This window comes from Brachybacterium sp. SW0106-09, from assembly GCF_001293905.1.
GTDB lineage: Bacteria > Actinomycetota > Actinomycetes > Actinomycetales > Dermabacteraceae > Brachybacterium > Brachybacterium conglomeratum.
Window position 1 is genome coordinate 1 of record NZ_BCAK01000019.1, and the last position, 21408, is coordinate 21408.

Annotated in this window: 19 protein-coding genes and 1 tRNA gene; 4 read left to right on the forward strand and 16 right to left on the reverse strand. The window is 72.6% G+C overall.

Translation table 11 applies throughout. From position 1 onward, the window contains the following. Window positions 1-123: 123 nt before the first annotated feature. Window positions 124-822, reverse strand: a complete 699-nt coding sequence (locus Y09_RS09540; RefSeq protein WP_053917503.1) for a demethylmenaquinone methyltransferase — start codon at window positions 820-822, stop codon at window positions 124-126. Between the two features lie 159 nt (window positions 823-981). Between Y09_RS09540 and serC the strand changes: the two genes are divergently transcribed. Then, window positions 982-2151, forward strand: coding sequence for a phosphoserine transaminase (gene serC / locus Y09_RS09545; protein ID WP_053917504.1), 1170 nt, complete (start codon window positions 982-984; stop codon window positions 2149-2151). Window positions 2152-2453: 302 nt separating this feature from the next. Here the strand turns inward: serC and Y09_RS09550 are convergent, their stop codons facing one another. From Y09_RS09550 to Y09_RS09605, 12 genes are all read right to left on the reverse strand, one after another. Further along, the gene (locus Y09_RS09550; RefSeq protein ID WP_053917505.1) at window positions 2454-2903 is read right to left on the reverse strand and encodes a MarR family winged helix-turn-helix transcriptional regulator; all 450 of its coding nucleotides are present in this window, start codon (window positions 2901-2903) and stop codon (window positions 2454-2456) included. Next, window positions 2900-4420 carry an NCS2 family permease gene (locus Y09_RS09555; RefSeq protein WP_053917506.1) on the reverse strand — a complete coding sequence of 507 codons (1521 nt, stop codon included), beginning with the start codon at window positions 4418-4420 and terminating at the stop codon, window positions 2900-2902. Before Y09_RS09555 ends, Y09_RS09550 begins: the two co-directional genes overlap by 4 nt. Window positions 4421-4500: 80 nt before the next feature. Then, window positions 4501-5298 carry a glucosamine-6-phosphate deaminase gene (gene nagB / locus Y09_RS09560; RefSeq protein WP_053917507.1) on the reverse strand — a complete coding sequence of 266 codons (798 nt, stop codon included), beginning with the start codon at window positions 5296-5298 and terminating at the stop codon, window positions 4501-4503. A gap of 186 nt (window positions 5299-5484) precedes the next feature. Next, window positions 5485-6858: an NAD(P)/FAD-dependent oxidoreductase gene (locus tag Y09_RS09565; protein ID WP_053917508.1), complete on the reverse strand. Its 1374-nt coding sequence runs from the start codon at window positions 6856-6858 to the stop codon at window positions 5485-5487. 78 nt (window positions 6859-6936) lie between these two features. Further along, window positions 6937-7890, reverse strand: a complete 954-nt coding sequence (locus Y09_RS09570) for an exopolyphosphatase (protein WP_053917509.1) — start codon at window positions 7888-7890, stop codon at window positions 6937-6939. Next, window positions 7887-8465 carry a DUF501 domain-containing protein gene (locus tag Y09_RS09575; RefSeq protein ID WP_053917510.1) on the reverse strand — a complete coding sequence of 193 codons (579 nt, stop codon included), beginning with the start codon at window positions 8463-8465 and terminating at the stop codon, window positions 7887-7889. Before Y09_RS09575 ends, Y09_RS09570 begins: the two co-directional genes overlap by 4 nt. Then, complete coding sequence (locus tag Y09_RS17530) at window positions 8462-9178, reverse strand: septum formation initiator family protein (RefSeq protein ID WP_053917511.1); 717 nt, start codon at window positions 9176-9178, stop codon at window positions 8462-8464. The genes Y09_RS09575 and Y09_RS17530 overlap by 4 nt, the downstream gene beginning before the upstream one ends. A gap of 68 nt (window positions 9179-9246) precedes the next feature. Continuing rightward, on the reverse strand, window positions 9247-10530 hold the full coding sequence (gene eno / locus Y09_RS09585; RefSeq protein WP_053917512.1) for a phosphopyruvate hydratase: 1284 nt from the start codon (window positions 10528-10530) through the stop codon (window positions 9247-9249). Between the two features lie 147 nt (window positions 10531-10677). After that, on the reverse strand, window positions 10678-11457 hold the full coding sequence (locus tag Y09_RS09590; protein ID WP_053917513.1) for a MazG nucleotide pyrophosphohydrolase domain-containing protein: 780 nt from the start codon (window positions 11455-11457) through the stop codon (window positions 10678-10680). 10 nt (window positions 11458-11467) lie between these two features. Continuing rightward, complete coding sequence (mfd, locus tag Y09_RS09595; protein WP_082358742.1) at window positions 11468-15148, reverse strand: transcription-repair coupling factor; 3681 nt, start codon at window positions 15146-15148, stop codon at window positions 11468-11470. Continuing rightward, window positions 15145-15759 carry an aminoacyl-tRNA hydrolase gene (gene pth, locus Y09_RS09600; RefSeq protein WP_010551092.1) on the reverse strand — a complete coding sequence of 205 codons (615 nt, stop codon included), beginning with the start codon at window positions 15757-15759 and terminating at the stop codon, window positions 15145-15147. The genes mfd and pth overlap by 4 nt, the downstream gene beginning before the upstream one ends. A gap of 156 nt (window positions 15760-15915) precedes the next feature. Further along, window positions 15916-16554 (reverse strand): 50S ribosomal protein L25/general stress protein Ctc, encoded by a 639-nt coding sequence (locus tag Y09_RS09605; protein ID WP_053917514.1) that lies wholly within the window; start codon window positions 16552-16554, stop codon window positions 15916-15918. Between the two features lie 426 nt (window positions 16555-16980). Here Y09_RS09605 and Y09_RS09610 point away from each other — a divergent pair, with 426 nt between their 5' ends. Continuing rightward, window positions 16981-17196 (forward strand): hypothetical protein, encoded by a 216-nt coding sequence (locus Y09_RS09610; RefSeq protein ID WP_234695688.1) that lies wholly within the window; start codon window positions 16981-16983, stop codon window positions 17194-17196. A 129-nt stretch (window positions 17197-17325) separates the two neighbouring features. Here the strand turns inward: Y09_RS09610 and Y09_RS09615 are convergent, their stop codons facing one another. The 3 genes from Y09_RS09615 to Y09_RS09625 form a co-directional block, all read right to left on the reverse strand. Next, entirely contained in the window at window positions 17326-18306 is a 981-nt protein-coding gene (locus Y09_RS09615) for a ribose-phosphate diphosphokinase (RefSeq protein ID WP_010551089.1), read from the reverse strand. After that, entirely contained in the window at window positions 18303-19811 is a 1509-nt protein-coding gene (glmU, locus tag Y09_RS09620; protein WP_053917515.1) for a bifunctional UDP-N-acetylglucosamine diphosphorylase/glucosamine-1-phosphate N-acetyltransferase GlmU, read from the reverse strand. Before glmU ends, Y09_RS09615 begins: the two co-directional genes overlap by 4 nt. Before the next feature lie 71 nt (window positions 19812-19882). After that, window positions 19883-19954 (reverse strand) — tRNA-Gln (locus Y09_RS09625). A gap of 179 nt (window positions 19955-20133) precedes the next feature. Between Y09_RS09625 and Y09_RS09630 the strand changes: the two genes are divergently transcribed. Then, window positions 20134-20781 (forward strand): TetR/AcrR family transcriptional regulator, encoded by a 648-nt coding sequence (locus Y09_RS09630; RefSeq protein ID WP_053917516.1) that lies wholly within the window; start codon window positions 20134-20136, stop codon window positions 20779-20781. A gap of 86 nt (window positions 20782-20867) precedes the next feature. Next, entirely contained in the window at window positions 20868-21404 is a 537-nt protein-coding gene (locus Y09_RS09635; protein WP_053917517.1) for a MarR family winged helix-turn-helix transcriptional regulator, read from the forward strand. Window positions 21405-21408: the final 4 nt, after the last annotated feature.

Sequence of the window (21408 nt, forward strand, 5' to 3'; positions counted from 1 at the left end):
AAGCCAGAACGGCCCTTTTCGAGGTGGCCTCGACCACATCGCTCCCCGCCGATGCGCGCATCGGCCCTGATGCCTATCCTCGCCTCGCCTGTCCGTGCAGGTCAGCGCGAGGATCGAGGGAGGTCAGCGAGCGGGCACCACTCCACGGTGCAGGGCGACGATGCCCCCGCTGAGGTTCCGGTACTGGACCTGCTCGAGGCCGGCCTGTGCGAACCATCCGCGCAGCGCCTCCTGGTCCGGCCAGTCCAGGATCGACTCGGCGAGGTAGTCGTAGGCGTCGGCGCTCGTGGCGACGCGGCGTGCCACGGCCGGCAGCGCACGCAGCAGGTAGTTCTCGTAGACCGCCCGGAAAGGACGCCACGTCGGCGTCGAGAACTCGCACACCACGACGCGGCCGCCCGGGCGCACCACCCGGGACATCTCTGCGAGCGCCAGGCGCGGCTCATGGACGTTGCGCAGGCCGAAGGAGATCACCGCGGCCTCGAAGGAGTCGTCCGCGAAGGGTAGGTGCTGGGCGTCGGCGCCCACGAACGGGACCGGCGCACCTCGTCGGCGGCCCTCGGTCATCATCCCGAGCGAGAAGTCGGCGGCGACCACCTGCGCGCCGGCGCGGGCGATGGCGGCGCTCGAGGTGCCGGTGCCGGCGGCGAGGTCCAGGACCTGGTCCCCCGCAGCGATGTCGAGGGACTCGACCATCTTCTCGCGCCACATCCCGACCTGCCCCATCGCGGCGACGTCGTTCATCAGGTCGTAGCGGCGGGCGATGCCGTCGAACATCGTCGCGACGTCGAACGGCTGCTTCTCGAGATCGGCACGGCTCATGCCCTGATCCTCGCACGGACCGTGCCCCGGGAGCGTCAGCCGGCCCGCACTCCCGACGCTCCCCGGACCGAACGAGGCGTCGAAGCAGGTTCCTGGAAGAATGCCCCCGGGCCGCCTCGTCACCGGGCGGCCCGGACCGTCCTCGTGAGGAGAGCTCGAATGACCGCTGCCAGCACCGCTCGCACCGACGCCCTGCGCGCCCTGACCATCCCCTCGGAGCTCCTGCCCTCCGACGGACGCTTCGGCTCCGGTCCCTCCCGGGTGCGCGATGCGCAGATGGAGGCGCTCTCCTCGGTGTCCCGCACGGTGATGGGCACCTCCCACCGTCAGGCGCCGGTCAAGCAGGTCGTCGCTCGGGTCCGTCAGGGCCTGGCCGAGCTCTTCTCCCTTCCCGAGGGGTACGAGGTGGTGCTCGGCAACGGAGGCTCCACCGCGTTCTGGGACGTGGCCGCCTACGGGCTGATCGAGAAGCGCTCCCAGCACCTCGTGCTCGGCGAGTTCTCGCAGAAGTTCGCCGCAGAGGCCGCCGGCGCACCGCATCTCGCGGAGCCCGAGGTCCTCCGCGCCGAGCCGGGGAGCTGCCCCGCCCCTCGCTTCTCCGAGGACGTGGACGCCTATGCCTGGCCGCACAACGAGACCTCGACCGGCGTGATGGTCCCGGTCGCCCGTCCCGAGGGCGCGCGCGAGGACCAGCTCGTGCTCGTGGACGCGACCTCCGTGGCCGGCGCCGCGCAGGTGGACGTCTCGGCGACGGACGCGTACTACTTCGCCCCGCAGAAGGCCTTCGCCTCCGACGGCGGGCTGTGGCTCGCGATCCTCTCCCCCGCCGCGATCGAGCGCGCGGAGCGGCTCGGCACGGCGCAGGACCGCTGGATCCCGTCCTTCCTCTCCCTCGCCGCCGCGATCGACAACTCCCGCAAGGAGCAGACGCTCAACACCCCGGCGGTGGCGACCCTGGTGCTGATGGCCGAGCAGATCGAATGGATGCTCGCCCAGGGCGGTCTCGCCTGGGCCGACTCCCGCACCCGCACCACCAGCGGCATGCTCCAAGCATGGGCGCAGCGGCGCGAGGAGATCACCCCCTTCGTGACGGATCCGGCGGCGCGCTCGCAGGTCGTGACCACCCTCGACGTCGACGACTCGATCGACGCCACGGCCATCACCTCCGTGCTGCGGGCCCACGGGATCGTCGACATCGAGCCCTACCGCAAGCTCGGACGCAACCAGCTGCGCATCGCGACCTTCCCGGCCGTGGACGAGCAGGACGTCGCCGCGCTGATCGCGGTCCTGGACCACGTGCTCGACCGCTCGGCCGACGCCGTCTCCTGAGCACCTCGCCGGGCCGGACGGCTCCCGCGCGCTGACCGCTGCGCGTCGGCCCGCCCGACCGCGGGGATCACGCGTCCCGCAGACCACGAAGGGCCCCGTCCTCGGACGGGGCCCTTCATGCGCGCGGCACGTGCGAGCGGGGAGTCGATGCAGGGCCGCGGCAAGGCTCTTCGCGGTGCGGGCGGAGGCGGTGCCGCGCTTCTGCGTCGCCTCGCTTCTGCGTCGCCGTGATCCCGGGGCGGCGCCCCGCTCGCCCGCGACGGCATCCCGGCGCCACTGTCTCTGCGTCCCTCCGCGCCCCGTCAGTCCCGCGGCGGGACCAGCGTGCGCCGCAGCAGGGCGGTCGCCTCGCGCAGGCTCTCCCGCTCCTCGGCGCTGATCCCGTCGAGACGGGAGCGCAGCCAGGCGTCCCGCTCCGCGCGGCCGGCCCGCACCAGCTCCCTGCCCCGGTCGGTGAGGGTCACCCGCACCTGCCGACCGTCCTCGGGGTGGGCGGAGCGGCGGACGAGCCCCGCCTCCTCGAGGCGGCCGAGCACGCGGGTCATCACCGGAGGGCTCACGTGCTCGAAGTCGGCCAGCGTCCCCGGGGTGGACTCCTCCGCCCGGTCCAGGTGCGCGAGCACCGAGAACTGCGAGGCGGAGACCGTATGAGAGGCGGTGTGCGAGCGCAGGATCCGCGAGGAGACCAGCAGCAGGCGCTGCAGCTCGGCGGCGAGCTCGGCGATCTCGGCCTCCGCCCCGGGATCGGTCACAGCAGCAGGCCCTCGACCGCGCCGCGCAGGAAGTACGCGACGAACATCAGGGCGATCACGTACATCAACCAGGGGATCGAGCGTGCCTTGCCCCGCACCAGCTTCAGCAGCACGTACATGATGAAGCCGGCGCCCATGCCCACGGTGATCGAGTACGCGAAGGGCATCAGGATGATCGTGAGGAACGCGGGGATCGCGATCTCGACGTCGGTGAAGTCGATGTCGGTGATCTGGGTCATCATCAGGAAGCCGACCATCACCAGCGCCGGGGTCGCCGCCTCGTAGGGCACCATCCCCACGAGCGGCGAGAGGAAGGTCGAGAGCAGGAACAGCACGCCGACGACCACCGCGGACAGCCCGGTGCGCGCGCCCTCGGCGACGCCGGAGGTGGACTCGACGAAGCTCGTGTTCGAGGAGACGCCGCCCATGCCGCCGGCGATCGCCGCCGCGGAGTCGACCACGAGGATCCGCTGGGAGTGCGGGATGTCGCCCTGCTCGTCGACGAGGTCCGCCCCCGCGGCGACCCCGACCATGGTGCCCATGGTGTCGAAGAAGTCGGCCAGCAGCAGCGAGAAGACGATGACGCTCGCGCCGACCGCTCCCGCGGCGGTGATCCCGCTGATCGGGTCGACGGTCAGCAGCGTGGAGAAGTCGGGCAGCTGGACCGGGAGCTCGGAGACGGCCGGGACGTTCATCGCCCACCCGCCCGGATTGCCGGGGCCGTCGGCGCCGGCCGGGGCGAAGGCGCCCAGGTGGAGCACGCGCTCGATCACGATCGACAGCGCGGTCGCGGTGACGATGGCGATGAGGATCGCGCCGGGGACCTTGCGCACCCACAGCACGAACATGAGCAGCAGCCCGGCGACGAACACGAAGGTGGGCCAGCCGGTGAGGGACCCGTCGTTGCCGAGCTGGACCGGGGTGCCGTTCGCGGTCGTCACGAACTTCGCGTTGTACAGGCCCAGGAAGGCGATGAACAGCCCGATGCCGACGGCGATCGCGGTCTTGAGGAAGGCCGGGACGGCGTCGAAGACGGCCTTGCGGAAGCCGCTGAGCACCAGCAGCAGGATGACGACGCCCTCGATGACGACGAGGCCCATGGCGCCGCCCCAGGTCATGCCCGGCAGCGGGACGACGGAGTAGGCGAGATAGGCGTTCAGCCCGAGCCCGGCGGCCAGCGCCAGCGGGAACTTCGCCCACGCCCCCATGAAGATGCTCAGCAGTCCTGCGATGAGCGCGGTGCCGGCGGCGACGGCGGGGAGGTTCGGCTCGGTGCCGCCGCCGAGGTACATCCCGGTCGAGTCCGGGACCGTGCCGATGATCAGGGGGTTCAGCACCACGATGTAGCACATCGAGAAGAAGGTGACGATGCCGCCGCGGATCTCCCGGGGGATCGTCGAGCCGCGTGCGGTGATGTGGAACCAGCGATCCAGGGCGCCGCGCGGCGCCTCGGGGGTCGTGGTCGCGGCGTCGGGGGCTGTGCGAGAGGAGGAGGGGGAGGGATCGGCCTGCTGCATGAGGGCGATCGTATCGGCCCTGCGCCCACCGGGCCCCTGCCGGGGAGGGTGGTCCCGCCCGGGACCCGGTGGTATCGGTCTCAGTGGGAGCGCGCGGCGCGCTCGGCCTCCTCGAGGCGGCGCTCGTGACGGTAGTCCTCGTGCAGCTCGAGGCGGGAGGCGGCGGCCTCGTCGACGACGACGACGACCTCGGGATGCATCTGCAGCACGGTCGCGGGCCAGCGCGCGCTGATCCCGCCCTCGACGAGCTGGGCGATGGCCGCGGCCTTGTTCTCCCCGGAGGCGACCAGCACGATCCGCCGTGCCTCGAGGATGGTCCCGAGCCCCTGGCTGAGGGCCTGGATCGGGACGTCCTCGCGGCTGGCGAAGTAGCGCGAGTTGTCGGCGATGGTCGAGCGGGTCAGGCCCACGACCCGGGTGCGGGAGCCGAGGGAGCTGCCGGGCTCGTTGAAAGCGATGTGCCCGTTGGAGCCGATGCCGAGGATCTGCACGTCCACTCCCCCGGCGTCCCGGATGCGTCCGTCATAGGCCACGGCCTCGGCGTGCGGGTCCTCTGCGGTGCCGTCCGGGGAGTCGACCCTCTCCTCCGGCAGGTCGATGTGGGAGACGAGGTTCTCGCGGATGAAGCGGTGGTAGCTCTGCTCGTGCTCGTCGGGCAGGCCCACGTACTCGTCGAGGAGGAAGGCGCGCGCGTCGGCGAAGGAGAGCCCCTCCTCGCGGTGGCGGCGGATCAGCTCCTGGTACGCGGGCAGCGGCGAGGAGCCGGTCGCCAGGCCCAGCACCGGGCCCCGGTCGCCCGCGCGCTCGAGGACGCGCTGGATCTCGTCGGCGACGACGACGCCTCCGGCCGCGGCGTCCTCCACGATGTGGATCTGCATGCTCCTGCCCCTCTCCGGCCGGGCGCCGGATGCTCTGCGCCGCGCCGCAGCCGCGTGCGCGAACGTGCTCGTATGCGTGACCATCCGAGGATACTCGCTCACACGGGCCTCGAACGTGACGACGCCGCCGCCCCCTGGGGGGCGACGGCGTCGTGTCGGGGGACGCTCAGCGGCGTCCCGCGCGGCTCACTTCTTCTTGCCGGAGCTCGCGGCGAGCTCGAAGGCGGCGCGCGGGGTCTCCGCCTGCGGGATGCCGATGATGTCGCGGCGGGAGACGAGGTTGCCCACCCAGCCAGCGGCGACGGACACCTTACGGCCGATCGTCGGCATCGCGTAGAGGTGGTACGAGCGGGCCATCGCCCAGGCCGGCAGGCCGCGGATGTCCAGCTCCTTCTCGCCGAGCATCAGGCGGCCGACGCCCTTGTACATGCCGAGGGTCGCGAAGACGCCGAGGTTCTTGTGGTAGTAGTCCACCAGCGGGCGGCCCTGGACGGAGCGCGCGATGTTGTCGGCCAGGCGCTTGGCCTGGCGCACCGCGTGCTGGGCGTTGGGCGGGCAGAACTTGCCCTCGCCCGAGGCGAGGTCCGGCACGGCGGCGCAGTCACCGGCGGCGAAGACGTCGTCGAAGGGGCCGTCCTCGCCGTTGACTCGCAGGTCGGGCAGGACCTGGACCTTGCCCATGAGCGGCCCGCGCTCGGTGACGATCGGGAGGTCGGAGGTCTCCTCGTCGAAGAGCACCGGGTTGGGCTTGACGCCCGCGTTCCACACGAGCAGGTCGGTCTCGAACTCGTCGCCGTCGCTGGTCTTGATCACGCCGTTCTCGGCGGAGTTCAGGAAGGTCTCGAGCTTGACCTCGATGCCGCGCTCGCGCAGCTGGTTCAGCACGTAGGCGCGCTGGTCCTCGGTGAGCTCCGGGAAGATGAAGGGGGCGCCGTCGACGAGCACGAAGCGGATGTCGGAGGCGTGGAGGTCGGGGTAGTAGCGCAGGGCATCGCGCACCATGTCCTCGGCCTCGGACACGGCCTCGCCGCCGGCGAAGCCGCCGCCGATGAAGGTGAAGGTGAGCAGGCGCTTGCGGAGCTTGGGATCCTTCGTGGTCGCCGCCTCGGCGAGATTGGCGAGGATGCGATCGCGGACAGCCGTGGCCTCCTCGACCTGCTTGAAGCCGATCGCGTTCTCGGCCAGGCCCGGGATCGGGAGCAGACGCGGGACGGCGCCGAGGCCCACGACGAGGTAGTCGTAGGAGATCTCGAGCTGCTCGCCCTCCTCGGTGTCCACCACCACGGTGTGCTCGGCGCTGCGGATCGCCGCGACGGAGCCGGTGACGACCTTGGTGCCGGTGAGGATCTTGCGCAGCGGCGCGAGCACGTTGCGGGGATCGATGCTGCCGGCGCCGACCTCGGGGAGGAAGGGCGCATAGGTCATGTACGGGCGCGGGTCCACGACGGTGATCGCGACCTCCGCTCCGAGCGTCTTGCGCAGCTCGGACGCAGTGGTCATGCCGACGGAACCACCGCCGAGGATGAGGACATGGGGCTTGCCGCCGAAGGTGTTGGTCATGTACCACAGCCTAGGACCGTATGGTCGCTGAGACAAAAGCACCTCGTCAGGTGGTCACCGCCCCACGCGCGGAGGGTCTCAGGGCGCGTGGTCCAGCAGATCCAGCGCCATCCCGTCCAGGATGTCGTGCTCGCTCGTGCGGGTCTCGGCGATGCCGGAGGCGGCGGCGACGCGCTCGACGATGCGCGACCAGATCAGCGCGCCCGCGCCGATGACGTCGATACGCCCGGGATGGATCACCTGGTGGCGCGACCGTTCCTCGCGGGTCTCCCGCAGCAGCGCCTCGCACAGCGCACGGACCTCGTCGACGGGGAGGGCGGCGCCGTGGGTGACATCGGGACGATAGTCCCGGATCCCGGTGGCGACCGCGGTGACCGTGGTCACCGTCCCGGCGACGCCGACGAGCGAGGCGACCCGCTCCAGCGGGATCGCCTCCGCGGCCTCGTCCAGCAGGGCGTCGATGTCCGCCGTGGCGGCGGCGATCTCGTCGGCGGCGGGCGGGTCCGAGCGCAGGTGGCGCTCGGTGAGGCGGACCGATCCCATGTCCAGGCTGATGCGGTGGGTGGGGGCGGTGGTGCCGAGCACCAGCTCGGTGGAGCCGCCGCCGATGTCCACCACCAGCGCGGGCCCTGCGGGCAGGCCCTCGACGGTGCTGACCGCGCCGCGGTAGGAGAGCTCCGCCTCCTCCTGGCCGGAGATGACCTCGGGGTCGATGCCGAGGATCGCGCGGACGCCGGAGATGAAGTCCTCGCGGTTGGAGGCGTCGCGGGTCGCGGAGGTGGCCACGAAGCGGACGTCCTCGCGGCGCACGCCGTGGTGCTCCACCAGCGCCTGGTATCGGCGGGCGGCGTCCAGCGTGCGCTCGACGGCGACGGGGTCGAAGCGTCCGGTGCGGTCCACGCCGAGCCCGAGGCGGACCATCTCCAGGTGCCGCTCGAGGTCGACGAGGCGCCCGGTGGCCTCGTCGCGCCGGGCGATCAGCAGGCGGATCGAGTTGGTGCCGCAGTCGATCGCGGCGACGGGCGCGCTCATCGTCCCTCCTCGGCCTCGTCGGTGCCGTGCTCGTCGGGGTCGGTCCCGGGCTCCTCGTCCTGGCAGCGGCACACGAGCTCGGGCGCGGCGCCGTCGATCATCGCGAGCACCTGGTCACCGACGAGGTTGATGCCCGGTCCCTCGGCGAGGGACTGGCCCGCGAGAGCGTGGAGGCACTTGACGCGCGTGGGCATGCCGCCGGCGCTGACGTGCGCGACCTCCTCCGCCTCGCCGATCTCGGCGCGGCGCGCGAGATAGCGCTCGTGCGCCGCGCGGTACGGGGCGGCGAGCTGCTCGTCGCTCTCGAGACGCTCGGTGAGCTCGGCCATCAGACCGGTCGCCTCGAGCCGGGAGAGCTCGAGGGTGAGCCAGGGAAGGGTGAGGTACAGCGAGGTCGGGAACGGGGTGCCGTCCTCGAGGCGCGGCGCGGTGCGCACCACGGCGGGGCGCCCGCAGCCGCAGCGCCGCGCGATCGAGACGACGCCGCGCATGTCGCGGCCGAGCTGGAGGCGCATGATCTCGAGGTCGCGCGGCGAGGCAGGCGTCTCGTGGGGAAGGGGGGCGAGTGAGGTCACTGGTCGTCGTCCTGATCGGTGGTGTCGGCGGGGTCCTCGGCCGGGACGTCCTCGTCGGTCGAGCCGGTCTCGTCGGGGATGTCCTCGGGGGTCAGGCGGCTCGAGCCCTCGACGCTCTCCCAGAGGGTCGAGTACCACGCGCCCTCCTTCGCGGCCTCCTCGGCCTGCTGCGCCTCGGTGAGAGGGACGTCCTGGCCGGAGGTGTCGGTGAGGCGGTACTGGGTCTCCCCAGGCATCGCGAACAGGAGGCGCTCGCGGGCGCGGGCGGCGACATAGGTGGGGTCCTCCCACTGCGCGACCTGCTCGCGCAGGTCCTCGACCTCCGCCTCCTGCTGGGCGACCTGGCCCTGCAGGTCGGACAGCTTCTGGCGCTGGGCCACGTAGGAGTTCACGGTCGGCACGAGGGCCGCCAGCGCCACCACGACGAGCGCGACCAGCACGAGGGTGCGGCGCGTGATCGTGATGCCGGGCCCGTCCGGGCCGTCGGCGCGGGAGGGGGCGGTGGCGGGGCGGGAGGCGGCGGCGGGGCCCCGGCTGCGGTCGCCGCCGGTGCCGGCGGAGGCGGACTGCCTGGTCCCGCCGGGGCGAGCGGCGCCGCCGCGGCCGGGGGCGGCCGACGGGCGCGAGGTCGAGCGCGCACCGGTGCGACGGGCCCCGGACGCGGCGACCGGGCGCCTCGTCGATCGCGGGGCGCCCGGTCGTCTGCTGCTCATGCGCTAGAGGATACGGCCTCCGCCTGGACGCGCCGCGCGGGAAACGCGGTGCGCCCGGGCGGCGGCGATCACGCCGTGTAGCGCGGGAAGGCGGAGGCGCCGGCGTAGCGGGCGGCCTCGCCGAGCTCCTCCTCGATGCGGAGCAGCTGGTTGTACTTGGCCACGCGCTCGCCGCGGGCGGGGGCGCCCGACTTGATCTGGCCGCAGTTGGTCGCTACGGACAGGTCAGCGATGGTGGTGTCCTCGGTCTCGCCGGAGCGGTGGGACATCATGGCCTTGAAGCCCGCGCGGTGCGCGAGGTCCACGGCGTCGAGGGTCTCGGAGAGCGAGCCGATCTGGTTGACCTTGACCAGCAGCGCGTTGCCGGCGCCCTCGTCGATGCCGCGGCCGAGGCGCTCGGGGTTGGTGACGAAGAGGTCGTCGCCCACGAGCTGCGTCTTGGTGCCGAGGCGCTCGGTGATGGCCTTCCAGCCGTCCCAGTCCTCCTCGTCCAGCGGGTCCTCGATGGAGACCAGCGGGTAGGCGTCGACGAGCTCGGCGTAGTAATCCACCATCTCGGCGGAGGTCTTCTTCGCGCCCTCGAAGGTGTAGGCGCCGTCCTCGAAGAACTCGGAGGCCGCGACGTCGAGCGCGAGCGCGACGTCCTCGCCTGCCTCGAAGCCGGCCTTGCCGATGGCCTCGACGATCAGGTCGAGCGCGGCGCGGTTGGAGTCGAGGTTCGGGGCGAAGCCGCCCTCGTCGCCGAGACCGGTCGCCAGGCCCCGCTCCTTGAGCACGGCCTTCAGCGCGTGGTAGACCTCGGCGCCGACGCGCATGGCCTCGGTGAAGGTCTCCGCGCCGATCGGCGCGATCATGAACTCCTGGATGTCGACGTTGGAGTCCGCGTGGGAGCCGCCGTTGAGGATGTTCATCATCGGGACGGGCAGGATGTGCGCGTTCGGGCCGCCGACGTACTGGTACAGCGGCACGCCCGCGGAGGCCGCGGCGGCGCGCGCCACGGCGAGGGAGACGCCGAGGATGGCGTTCGCGCCGAGGGTGCCCTTGTTCTTGGTGCCGTCGAGATCGAGCATCGCCTGATCGATCGCGCGCTGCTCCTGGACGTCCATGCCGTGGATCGCCGGCAGGATCTCGGTGATCACGGCGTTGACGGCGTCGAGCGTGCCCTTGCCGAGGTAGCGGTCCTTGTCGCCGTCGCGGCGCTCGACGGCCTCGAACTGGCCGGTCGAGGCGCCGGAGGGGACCGCCGCGCGCTCGAACGTGCCGTCGTCGAGCAGGATCTCGACCTCGACGGTGGGGTTGCCGCGGGAGTCGAGGATCTCTCGGGCGAGGAGTGCTTCGATCAGGGCTGCCATGGGCTGTTCCTTCCTTCGGTGATGAAGTTCGAATCGTCCGGTCGGCGCTGACCGTCCGCCCGACAGTCTAGGCCGAGCGGCGCCCGCCACGCGCCCCCGTGCCCGCGGTTGCGGCCGGAGGGCGCCGACGGCGGACGAGTGCCCCGGTCAGGCGCAGGTGCCCTGCTCGAGCTCGCGGACGGTCCTCGCGAGCAGGGCGCGCAGCGCGGTCTCGGGATCGTCGTCGCGGCCCTCGGCGGCCACGACCAGGTCGAGCAGCGCCCGGCCGAGGTCGCCGCCCCAGTCGCCGGCGTCCTCGGCCGAGGCCGCGGCGTCGGCCGCCGCGAGCAGCTGCTCGAGCCCGCCGGCCGATCGCGCGCGGTGGACGATCTTCGCCGCGGTCTGCAGGGCGGGCAGCTCGGCGGGGATCCCCTCGGCCCAGCCTCGGGGGCGCGTCGGAGCCGCCCCGGAGCTCTCCTGGTCCTGCCGGTCCTGCTGGACCTGCTGCTTCTCCTGAGCCTTGACGGCGTGCCACTGCGCGATGATCTGCTCGACGTCGGCGGGGTCCTCGAGCGCCTGCTCGGGCGCGTCGCCGAAGACGTGCGGGTTGCGCCGCTCCATCTTCGCGACGAAGGAGCGGGCCACGTCGTCCACGTCCCAGGCCGGCTCCTCCTCCTGGCCCACGCGCGCGTGGAAGAGGATCTGGAAGAGCAGGTCGCCGAGCTCGTCAGGCAGCGCCCCGGGGCCGTGGCCGGCGGGGTCGTCGATCACCTCGAGCACCTCGTGGGTCTCCTCGAGGAGGTAGCGGGCGAGCGAGGCGTGGGTCTGCCGGTGGGTCCAGGCGTCGCCGCGCGGCGCCCGCAGCGCCTCCATCACCTCCACGGCCCGCAGCAGGGCGCTGCCGCGCGGGGCGGGATCGGACGGGACGGGGCTCTGCGCGGTGCTCACGGTGGCGAGGCTACTTCCTCGCCGGCCCCGACCCCGCCTCCGCCTGCACGACGGGCGCGGAGATCTGCTCGGCCGCGGAGGGCACGAGCACGCGCAGCACCTCGCGCGCCCACTCGAGCAGCGCGTGGTCGCGCAGCTCGGTGCCGCCGAAGCGGGAGGTCATCGGTCGGGGCACGAGCACCTGGCGCAGGGCGGGCTTGAGCAGCGTGCCCGGGTACAGGCGCTTCATCCGCATCGCGACGGAGTCGGCGGGCTCGAGGTGGGCGAAGCGGATCATCTTCCCCTGGGCCTGGACCTCGTCGACCCCGGCGGCACGGGCGTCGATCCGGAAGCGGGCCACGTCCAGCAGCACCTCCACCGGCGCGGGCAGCGGGCCGTAGCGGTCGGCGAGCTCGGCGCGGACCTGCTCGATCTCGGAGACCTCGCGCACCGCGGAGAGCTTCGCGTAGGCCTCGAGCCGCAGTCGCTCGGAGCCGATGTAGTCGTGCGGGACGTGCGCGTCCAGCGGCAGCTCGACCCGGATCTCCTTCTCCGGCGCGCTCGACTCGCCGCGGAAGGCCGCGACGGCCTCCCCGACCATGCGCACGTACAGGTCGAAGCCCACGCCGGCGATGTGCCCGGACTGCTCGCCGCCGAGCAGGTTGCCGGCGCCGCGGATCTCGAGGTCCTTCATCGCCACCTGCATGCCGGCGCCGAGGTCGGTGTTGGTGGCGAGGGTGGTGAGGCGGTCGTGGGCGGTCTCGGTGAGCGGCTTGCCCGCGTTGTAGAGGAAGTAGGCGTAGGCGCGCTCGCTCGAGCGGCCCACGCGCCCGCGCAGCTGGTGCAGCTGCGAGAGCCCGAAGCGGTCCGCGTTCTCGACGATCAGGGTGTTGGCGTTGGCGATGTCCAGGCCGGTCTCGACGATCGTGGTGCACACGAGCACGTCGAAGTCCCGCTCCCAGAAGTCGACGATCACGCGCTCGAGCTGGTGCTCGTTCATCTTGCCGTGGGCGACGGCGACGCGGGCGTCCGGCACCAGCTCGCGCAGGTGCGCGGCGACGCGGTCGATGTCCTCGACCCGGTTGTGGATGTAGAAGACCTGCCCCTCGCGCAGCAGCTCGCGCCGGATCGCGGCGGCGATCTGGCGGTCCTCGTCGGCGCCGACGTAGGTCAGCACCGGATGGCGCTCCTCGGGCGGGGTCGCGAGGATGGACATCTCCCGGATGCCGGTCACGGCCATCTCGAGGGTGCGCGGGATGGGGGTCGCCGACATGGACAGCACATCCACGTTCGTGCGCAGCGCCTTGAGCGTCTCCTTGTGCTCGACGCCGAAGCGCTGCTCCTCGTCGATGATCAGCAGCCCCAGGTCCTTGAAGCGCACGTTGCCGGTGAGCAGGCGGTGGGTGCCGATCACGATGTCGACGCTGCCCTCGCGCAGCCCCTCGACCGTCGCCTCGGAGTCGGCAGCGGACTGGAAGCGGCTGAGCCCCTTCACGGTCACGGGGAAGCCCGTGTACCGCTCGGAGAAGGTGTCGAGATGCTGCTGGGCCAGCAGCGTCGTCGGGGCGAGCACGGCGACCTGCTTGCCGTCCTGGACGGCCTTGAAGGCGGCGCGCACCGCGATCTCCGTCTTCCCGTAGCCGACGTCGCCGAGGATCAGGCGGTCCATCGGGACCGGCTTCTCCATGTCCTTCTTGACGTCCTCGATGGTGGAGAGCTGGTCCGGGGTCTCGACGAACTCGAAGGAGTCCTCGAGCTCCCGCTGCCAGGGGGTGTCGGGGCCGAAGGCGTGGCCGGGCGCGGACTGCCGGGCGGAGTACAGGCGCACCAGCTCGTCGGCGATCTCGCGGATCGCCTTGCGGGCCTTCGACTTGGTCTTCGCCCAGTCGGCGCCGCCCATGCGGTTGACGGACGGCTCCTCGCCGCCGACGTACTTGGTGACCTGGTCGAGCTGGTCGGAGGGGACGTAGAGCCGGTCGCCGGGCTGGCCCTTCTTCGAGGCCGCGTACTCGATGACGAGGTACTCGCGGGTGGTGCGCTTCGCGCCGGTGCCGACGGTGCGGCTGGTCATCTCCACGAAGCGGCCCACGCCGTGGTGGGCGTGGACGACGTGGTCGCCGGGCCGCAGCTGGAGCGGGTCGACGACGTTGCGGCGGCGGGAGGGCATCCTCCGCTCCTCGCCGCGGCGCGCCCCGGACTTGCCGGTGAGGTCGCGCTCGGAGGCGAGGACCAGCTTCAGGTCCTCGGCGACGAGCCCCTCGGCGAAGGGGCCGACGGTGACGACGGCCTCGCCGGGCTCGACGGGTCCCTCCAGCCGCTCGGCGAAGACGGCCGCCATGCCCTCGCCGCGGAGGTTCTCGGCGGCGTGGCGGGCCCCGCCCGTGCCGGCCATGGTCGCGAGGACGGACCAGCCGTCGGCGCGGCGGCGCTCGAGGTCCTTCGCGGCGTCGGCGGGCTTGCCGGAGTAACCGGGGTGGGTGGACGTGCCGGAGGTGGTCAGGTCGAGGTCGGCGTCGAGGCCGAAGGCGGCCAGGGTGAACCAGGCGCGGCCGCCCTCGAGGGCGTGGCCCTTCGCCTCCGACAGGGGCACGAAGCTCGCCGCCCCCACGTCGATCGGGAGTCCCCCGCCGGCGGCGGCGCTGGACCAGGCCGCGGCGAGGAACTCGTCGGTCGTGGCGACGAGCTCCTCGGAGCGGGCGCGCGCCTTCTCCGGGTCGACGACGAGGAAGCGGGCGCCGGCGGGGAGCACGTCGGCGACCTGCTCCATGCCGTCCACGAGGACGGGGCTGAGGGATTCCATGCCGTCGGCGGCGATGCCGTCGGCGATGCGCAGCAGCAGGTCGCGCACACCGGGCAGCTCCTCGGCGCGGGCGCGGGCGCGCTCGCGCACCGAGGGGGTCAGCAGGATCTCGCGGCAGGGCGGGGCGTCGAGCCCGTGCGGGACGGGATCGAGCGAGCGCTGGTCGGCGACGGCGAAGTACCGCACGTCATCGATCTCGTCCCCGAAGAGGTCCACGCGCACGGGATGCGGCTCGGTGGGCGGGAAGACGTCCAGGATCCCGCCGCGCACCGCGAACTCGCCGCGTTTCTCGACCATGTCCACGCGCACGTAGGCGGCGTCGACGAGCTCCTGCTCCAGGTCCTCGAGGGGGTGCTCCTCCCCCACCAGCGCCCGGACGGGACGGAGGTCGCCGAGGCCGGTCGCGATCGGCTGGAGCAGGGAGCGCACGGGCATCAGCAGCACGTGCACCGGATCCTCGGTCTCCGGATGGGCGATGCGGCGCAGGGTCTTCAAGCGCTTGGCGACGGTGTCGGCGCGCGGGGAGAGCCGCTCATGGGGCAGGGTCTCCCAAGCGGGCAGCTCGGCGACGTGCGCGGTGCCGACGAGGACGCTCAGCGCCGCCCGGAGATCCTCGGCGGCGCGGGTGGTGGAGGTGACCACGACCAGCGGCGACTCGGCGCTCGCGCGACGTGCGAGGTCCGCGACGGCGAAGGGGAACAGCGCGGTCGCGGCGACGATGTCCCCGCCCGGGCCACTGTCCTCGTCCGCGCCGGCGGACTCGACGAGCTCGCGGATCGCGGTGAGGTCGGCGCCCTCGGCGAGGCGCGCGAGCAGCGGGGCGAGCGGCGGGGCGGACCGCTCGACGCCCACGGCATCGGGGCCTGCGCCGTCGGCCCGGCCGGTGCGTGCGGCGTCGGTCGGTGCGGTCATCGGTCCTCCCGGGAGTGGAAGCGCTGCTGAGCGGCGGTGAGGCCCTCGAGGACGACGGCCTCGACGGCGTCGGCGGCGTCCGAGATCAGCAGCTCGAGCGTGCGGCGCTCGGTGGAGGTGAAGGGGGCGAGCACGTGATCGGCGGTGTCGCGGCCGCCCGGAGGCCGGCCCACCCCGACGCGGACGCGCAGGTAGTCCTTGGTTCCCAGCGCCTTGGAGATGTCGCGCAGGCCGTTGTGGCCGCCCTCGCCGCCGCCGCGCTTCAGGCGCACCGCGTCGAAGGGGATGTCGACCTCGTCGTGGACGACGACGACCTGCTCGGGGTCGATGCCGTAGTAGGCGGCCAGCGCCTTCACCGGACCGCCGGAGACGTTCATGTAGGTGGTGGTCTTCGCGAGGATCACCCGCTCGCCGGCGCCGGGGGCGCCGAGGCGGCCCTCCAGCACGACGGCCTGGGCGCGCTTGGCGGCCGCGAAGCGTCCGCCGGCGGCGTCGGCGATGTGGTCCAGGACCATCTGGCCGATGTTGTGCCTGGTCGCGGCGTACTTAGGGCCGGGGTTGCCCAGGCCCACCACCAGGTACGGCCCGGGGCGGCGCTCGCTCACGGTCATGATGCTCCTCGTTCTCACCGGTGCGCGGCGGCGCACGACCCCGGACACCGTACCGGGGCGCCGCGCGATGCGCGACGCCCCGGCAGGCGGTGTGTGAGCAACGGAGCGGACGGGGAGCCGGCGGGCGTCGTGCCCGCGCTCCCCCGTCCGGAGGGGTCACTCCTCCTCGGAGCCCTCGGAGGACTCGGCGTCCCCGCCCTCGGCCTCGGTCTCGCCCTCGGCGTCCTCGTCGACGACCGGCTCGAGGTCCTCCTCGGCCACGCGCGGCACCATGACGGAGACCACGAGGATCTCGGCGTCGGTGACGAGCTCGGCGTCGCCCGGGAGGACGACGTCACCGGCGAAGAGCTGGTAGCCGTCCTCCTTGCCCTCGACGTCGATCTCGATCTGCTCGGGGACCTTGAGCGCGTCGACCGAGAGGGTCAGCGACTGCAGGTCGACCATCGCGACCGCGGGGGACACGGCCTCACCGGCCAGGACGACGGGGATGTCGACCTCGACCTTCTCGCCCTTCTTGACGATGATCAGATCGAGGTGGTTCAGCGAGCGCTTGAGCGGGTGGCGCTGGATCTCCTTGATCAGGGCCAGGTGGGAGGTGCCGTCGGCGAGCTGCAGCTCGAGGAGGGCGTTGGGGTTGCGGGCCGCGAGCGCGGTCTCGTGACCGGGCAGCGACAGGTGCAGCGGGGCCTCGCCGTGGCCGTACAGGACGGCGGGGACGCGGCTCTCGGCGCGCAGACGGCGGGCAGCGCCCTTGCCGAAGTCCTCGCGCAGTTCGACGTTCAGCTTCTCAGCCATGGTGGTGCTCCTCGTGGATGCGGGGCTCGACGATGAGCGACGCCACGGGGCACAGGGAGGGCACGCCTCCCGGAGATCCGCACCGCGTCGATCACGGAGGGGGCAGAACCCCTCCCTCGCCGAAGTGACGCGCAGACACTACCACGCAGTCGTCCCCCCGGCGCCGGGGAATCGGGCGGACGTGAGCGGCCCCGCACGAGGAGGAGACCCAGCACCGCGCCGCCCCACCCCGACCTCCACCCGCCCCGCTCCCCGACGGGACCTACGTCCCTGCAGGTCAGGAGGACGAATAGGTGACCTTGGTCCTCGCGCAGACCGGCCGGTCGGACCTACCGTTGTTCTTGTCAGGACGACACCGCTGACATGGACATCATCGACATCACCGAGATCCGGCACCGACCGGGTCGACACCGAAAAGCACCTGCCGTGAGCGCCGCCGCCGCCACCCCCGCCGCTGCGACTCCCGCCCGCCCCGCCGCCGCCGAGCTGACCGCCACGCGGAAGGCCGGCTGGGGCTACACGCTCCTGGGCGTGACGCGCCTGATGGTCGGCTTCACCTTCCTGTGGGCCTTCCTGGACAAGACCTTCGGCCTCGGCAGGCAGTGGAGCCGCCTCGTCAAGGGCAACCGGTTCCTGATCTGAGCCCCGGCACCACCCCGCCGCATGACGAAGCGGCCCCGTTCCCCGGTGGGAACGGGGCCGCTTCCCCGTCGGCCGCGTGCGGCGCGGGGCGTCGCGCCCGCAGGAAAGGCCGGCCCGGACCGCGTCGGCTCAGACCTCGCCGTCGAAGAGGCTCGTCACCGAGCCGTCGTCGAACACGGCGCGGATCGCCCGCGCCAGGAGCGGGGCGATGGAGAGCTGGGTGAGGCGGTCGAACTGCTTCTCCGGCGGGACCGGGAGGGTGTTCGTGCACACGACCTCGCGCACCTGGGAGTTCTTCAGCCGCTCGGTCGCCGGGTCCGAGAGGATCGGGTGGGTGGTGGCGATGACGACGGAGGCGGCGCCGTTGGCGATCAGCGCGTCGGAGGCCTGGACGATGGTGCCGGCGGTGTCGATCATGTCGTCGACGAGGATGCAGGTCTTCCCCGTGACGTCGCCGATCACGCGCTTGGCGACGGCCTGGTTGGGGCGCGTCGTGTCGCGGGTCTTGTGGATGAAGGCGAGGTTCACGCCGCCGAGCCGCTTGGACCACTGCTCCGCGACGCGGATCCGGCCGGCGTCCGGGGAGACCACGGCGATGTCCTCCTCGCCGTACTTCCTCTGCACGTAGTCGGCGAGGATCGGCAGCGCCATGAGGTGGTCCAGCGGCCGGTTGAAGTAGCCCTGCACCTGCGGGGCGTGGAGGTCCACGGAGATCATGCGGTCCACGCCGGCGGTCTCGTAGAGGTCCGCCATGAGGCGGGCGGAGATCGGCTCGCGGCCGCGGTGCTTCTTGTCCTGGCGGGCGTAGGGGAAGCTCGGCGCGATGGCGGTGATGCGCTTGGCGGAGGCGCGCTTGAGCGCGTCGATCATGATGAGGTGCTCCATCACCCAGGTGTTGATGGGAGCGGGGTGGGACTGGAGCACGAAGACGTCGGTGCCGCGCACGGACTCGCCGTAGCGCACGTAGATCTCCCCGTTGGCGAAGTCCCAGGCGTCCATGGGGAGGACCTCGACGCCGAGCTCCTCGGCGACCTCCTGGGCGAGCACCGGGTGGGCCCGTCCTGAGGCGAGGACCAGTCGCTTCTCCCCGGTGGTGACGATTCCGCTCATCGCTGCTCGTGCTCCTTGTGCTCCTCGGCGGCAGTTCCTGCGGGCGTCTGTGCCGCGGACCCCTGCTCGGCGTCGAGGGCGGCCCGGGCCGCGCTCTCGGCCGGGGTCCCCGCACGGCGTCGCAGGGTCCATCCTTCCATGTTCCGCTGCGAGACAGCGTTCACGCCCAGCGCTCCGGCCGGGACGTCCTTGCGCACGGTGGTGCCGGCGCCGGTCGCGGCGCCGTCACCGATCGTGACCGGGGCGACGAGCACGTTGTCCGAGCCCACGCGCACGTGGCGGCCGACGGTGGTGCGGTGCTTGTTCACCCCGTCGTAGTTAGCCACGATCGTGCCGGCGCCGATGTTGGTGCCCTCGCCGATCTCGGCGTCGCCGACGTAGCTGAGGTGGGGCACCTTCGCGCCCTCGCCGATCACCGCGTTCTTCGTCTCGACGAAGCCGCCGATCTTGCCCTTCGCGCCGAGGTCCGTGCCGGCGCGCAGGTAGGAGAAGGGGCCGACGGTCGCGCCCTCGCCGATCACGGCGAGCAGCGCGTGGGAGCGGACCACCTCGGCGCCGGCGCCGACCTCGGTGTCGCGCAGGGTGGTGTCCGGGCCGATCACGGCCTCGGCGCCGATGTCGCTGGCGCCGTGCAGTTGGACGCCGGGGAGGATCGTCGCATCCTGGCCGATGGTGACGTCGGCGTCGATCCAGGTGGTGGCGGGGTCGACGATCGTGACGCCGGCGCGCATGTGGCGCTCGAGGATGCGGCGGTTCATCTCGGCGCCGAGCTGGGCGAGCTGGACGCGGTCGTTGACGCCCTCGACCATCATCACGTCCTCGGTGACCACGGCCCGCACGGAGCGGCCGTCGGCCCGCGCGATCGAGAGGACGTCGGTGAGGTACATCTCGCCCTGGGCGTTGTCCGTCGTGATGCGGCCGAGCGCGTCGCGCAGCACGGCGAGGTCGAAGGCGTAGATGCCGGAGTTGATCTCGTCGATCGCGCGCTGCTCGTCGGTCGCGTCCTTGTGCTCGACGATTCCGAGCACCTCGGAGCCGTCCTGGCTGCGCAGTATGCGGCCGTAGCCGGCGGGGTACGGGACGCGGGCGCTGAGCACGGTGACGGCGGCGCCCTCGGCCTCGTGGGCGGCGACCAGCTCGCGCAGCGTCGCGGGGTCCAGCAGCGGCACGTCGCCGTAGGTCACCAGCACGGTGCCCTCGCCCGCGGCGACCTGCTCGAGGCCGCACTGGACGGCGCGGCCGGTGCCGGGGATCTCGTCCTGGTCGGCGACCCGCACCTCGGAGGCGTGCTCGGCGAGGTGCTCGGCGACGCGCTCGCGCTCGTGGCGCAGCACGACGACGAGCTCGCCGGGGCCGGTGCCCTCGGCGGCGGTGAGCGCGTGCACGAGGAGCGAGCGACCGCCGATCTCGTGGAGCACCTTGGGGGTGCGGGACTTCATGCGGGTCCCGGCGCCGGCGGCCAGGACGATGACGGCGGCGGGTGCGGTGGTCTCGGCAGTGGCCACGTCGGCAGCTCCTAGAGATCGAGGGTGGGATCGACGGGTGTCGGCCGCGCCGCCCCGGAGGACGGTGAGCGTTCCGCCATCAGGACTCGAACCTGAAACTTCAGAACCAAAATCTGAGGTGTTGCCGATTACACCATGGCGGAGCGCGCCCGTCGCGGAGCGCCTGCGAGCAGGCGCAGGGCACCGCCGGACGGGGCCGACGGGCGCACGGACGCGGGGCGATCCTACCGCCCGGGCGCCCCCGGCCAGCGCCCGTCGACGCGCTCGGGGGCTCCGCTGACCCGCCGGTCACCGTGCGGTCGCCGTGTGGGAGACTCGCCGCATGGCGGAGAACGAGGCCCCTCGCGGTCGGTCGACCCGGATGACGGGCAAGGAGCGGCGGGAGCAGCTCGTGCTCGTCGGCCGGCGGGTGTTCGCCGAGAAGGGCTTCGACATGACCGCGGTCGAGGAGATCGCCTCGCGCGCGAAGGTCTCCAAGCCGATCGTCTACGAGCACTTCGGCGGCAAGGAGGGCCTGTACGCGGTCGTCGTGGACCGCGAGGTCTCCACCCTGCTCACCGCGCTCGAGGAGTCCCTCTCCGATCAGCGCGCCCATCCGCGGATGCTGATGGAGCGCGCGGCGCTGGCCTTCCTCGCCTACATCGACGAGAACGAGGACGGCTTCCGGATCCTCGTGCGCGACTCCCCCGTCAGCCATTCCGTGGGGACCTTCTCCTCCCTGCTCACGGACGTCTCGCGCCGCGTCGAGGTGATCCTGGCGAGGCAGCTGCGGCTGCACAAGTACCCGATCAAGGACGCCGCGCTGTACGCGCAGATGCTGGTGGGCATGGTCGCCTACACCGGCCAGTGGTGGCTCGAGACCCGCAAGCCCTCGAAGGAGGTCGTCGCCGCGCGGATGGTGAACCTCTCCTGGTTCGGGCTGAGCTCGCTGGAGAAGAAGCCCGAGCTGCGCGGGGAGACGAAGGGCTGAGCGTCTCGGCCGGCGCGGCACGTCGCCCGCGTCGCCCGCGTCGCCCGCGTCGACCGCGGCCCGGACCGAGAACCTAGACTCGCCCCATGCCCACCACGCCTGCGGACGACGCCGCGCCGCCCCATGACGAGGTCGACCGCGTCCTCGCGGGCTGGGAGCTCGCGCGCGAGGACCTCGACGTCTCGCCGCTGGCGGTCCTCTCCCGCGTCTCGCGCCTGACCCGGTATCTCGAGATCGCCCGGCGCGAGGCCTTCTCCGAGGCCGGGCTCGAGGGTTGGGAGTTCGACATGCTCTCCGCCCTGCGCCGCAGCGGCGAGGACGCTCTCTCCCCCGGCGCGCTCATGCACGAGACGCTCGTGACCAGCGGCACCATGACCACCCGCATCGACAAGCTGGTCACCCGCGGCCTGGTCTCGAAGAACCGCAGCCCGCACGACGGCCGCGCGGTCGAGGTGCGGCTGCGTCCCGACGGCGTGGCCCGTGTCGACGCCGCGATGGAGCGCCTGCTCGAGGCGGAGCGGGAGCTGCTCGGCCCGCTCGCCGCGGCCGAGCAGGCGGAGCTCGCGGGCATGCTCCGCACCCTGCTGCTCACCTTCGAGTCCGACGACCCCCTCGGAGGCTGAGGCC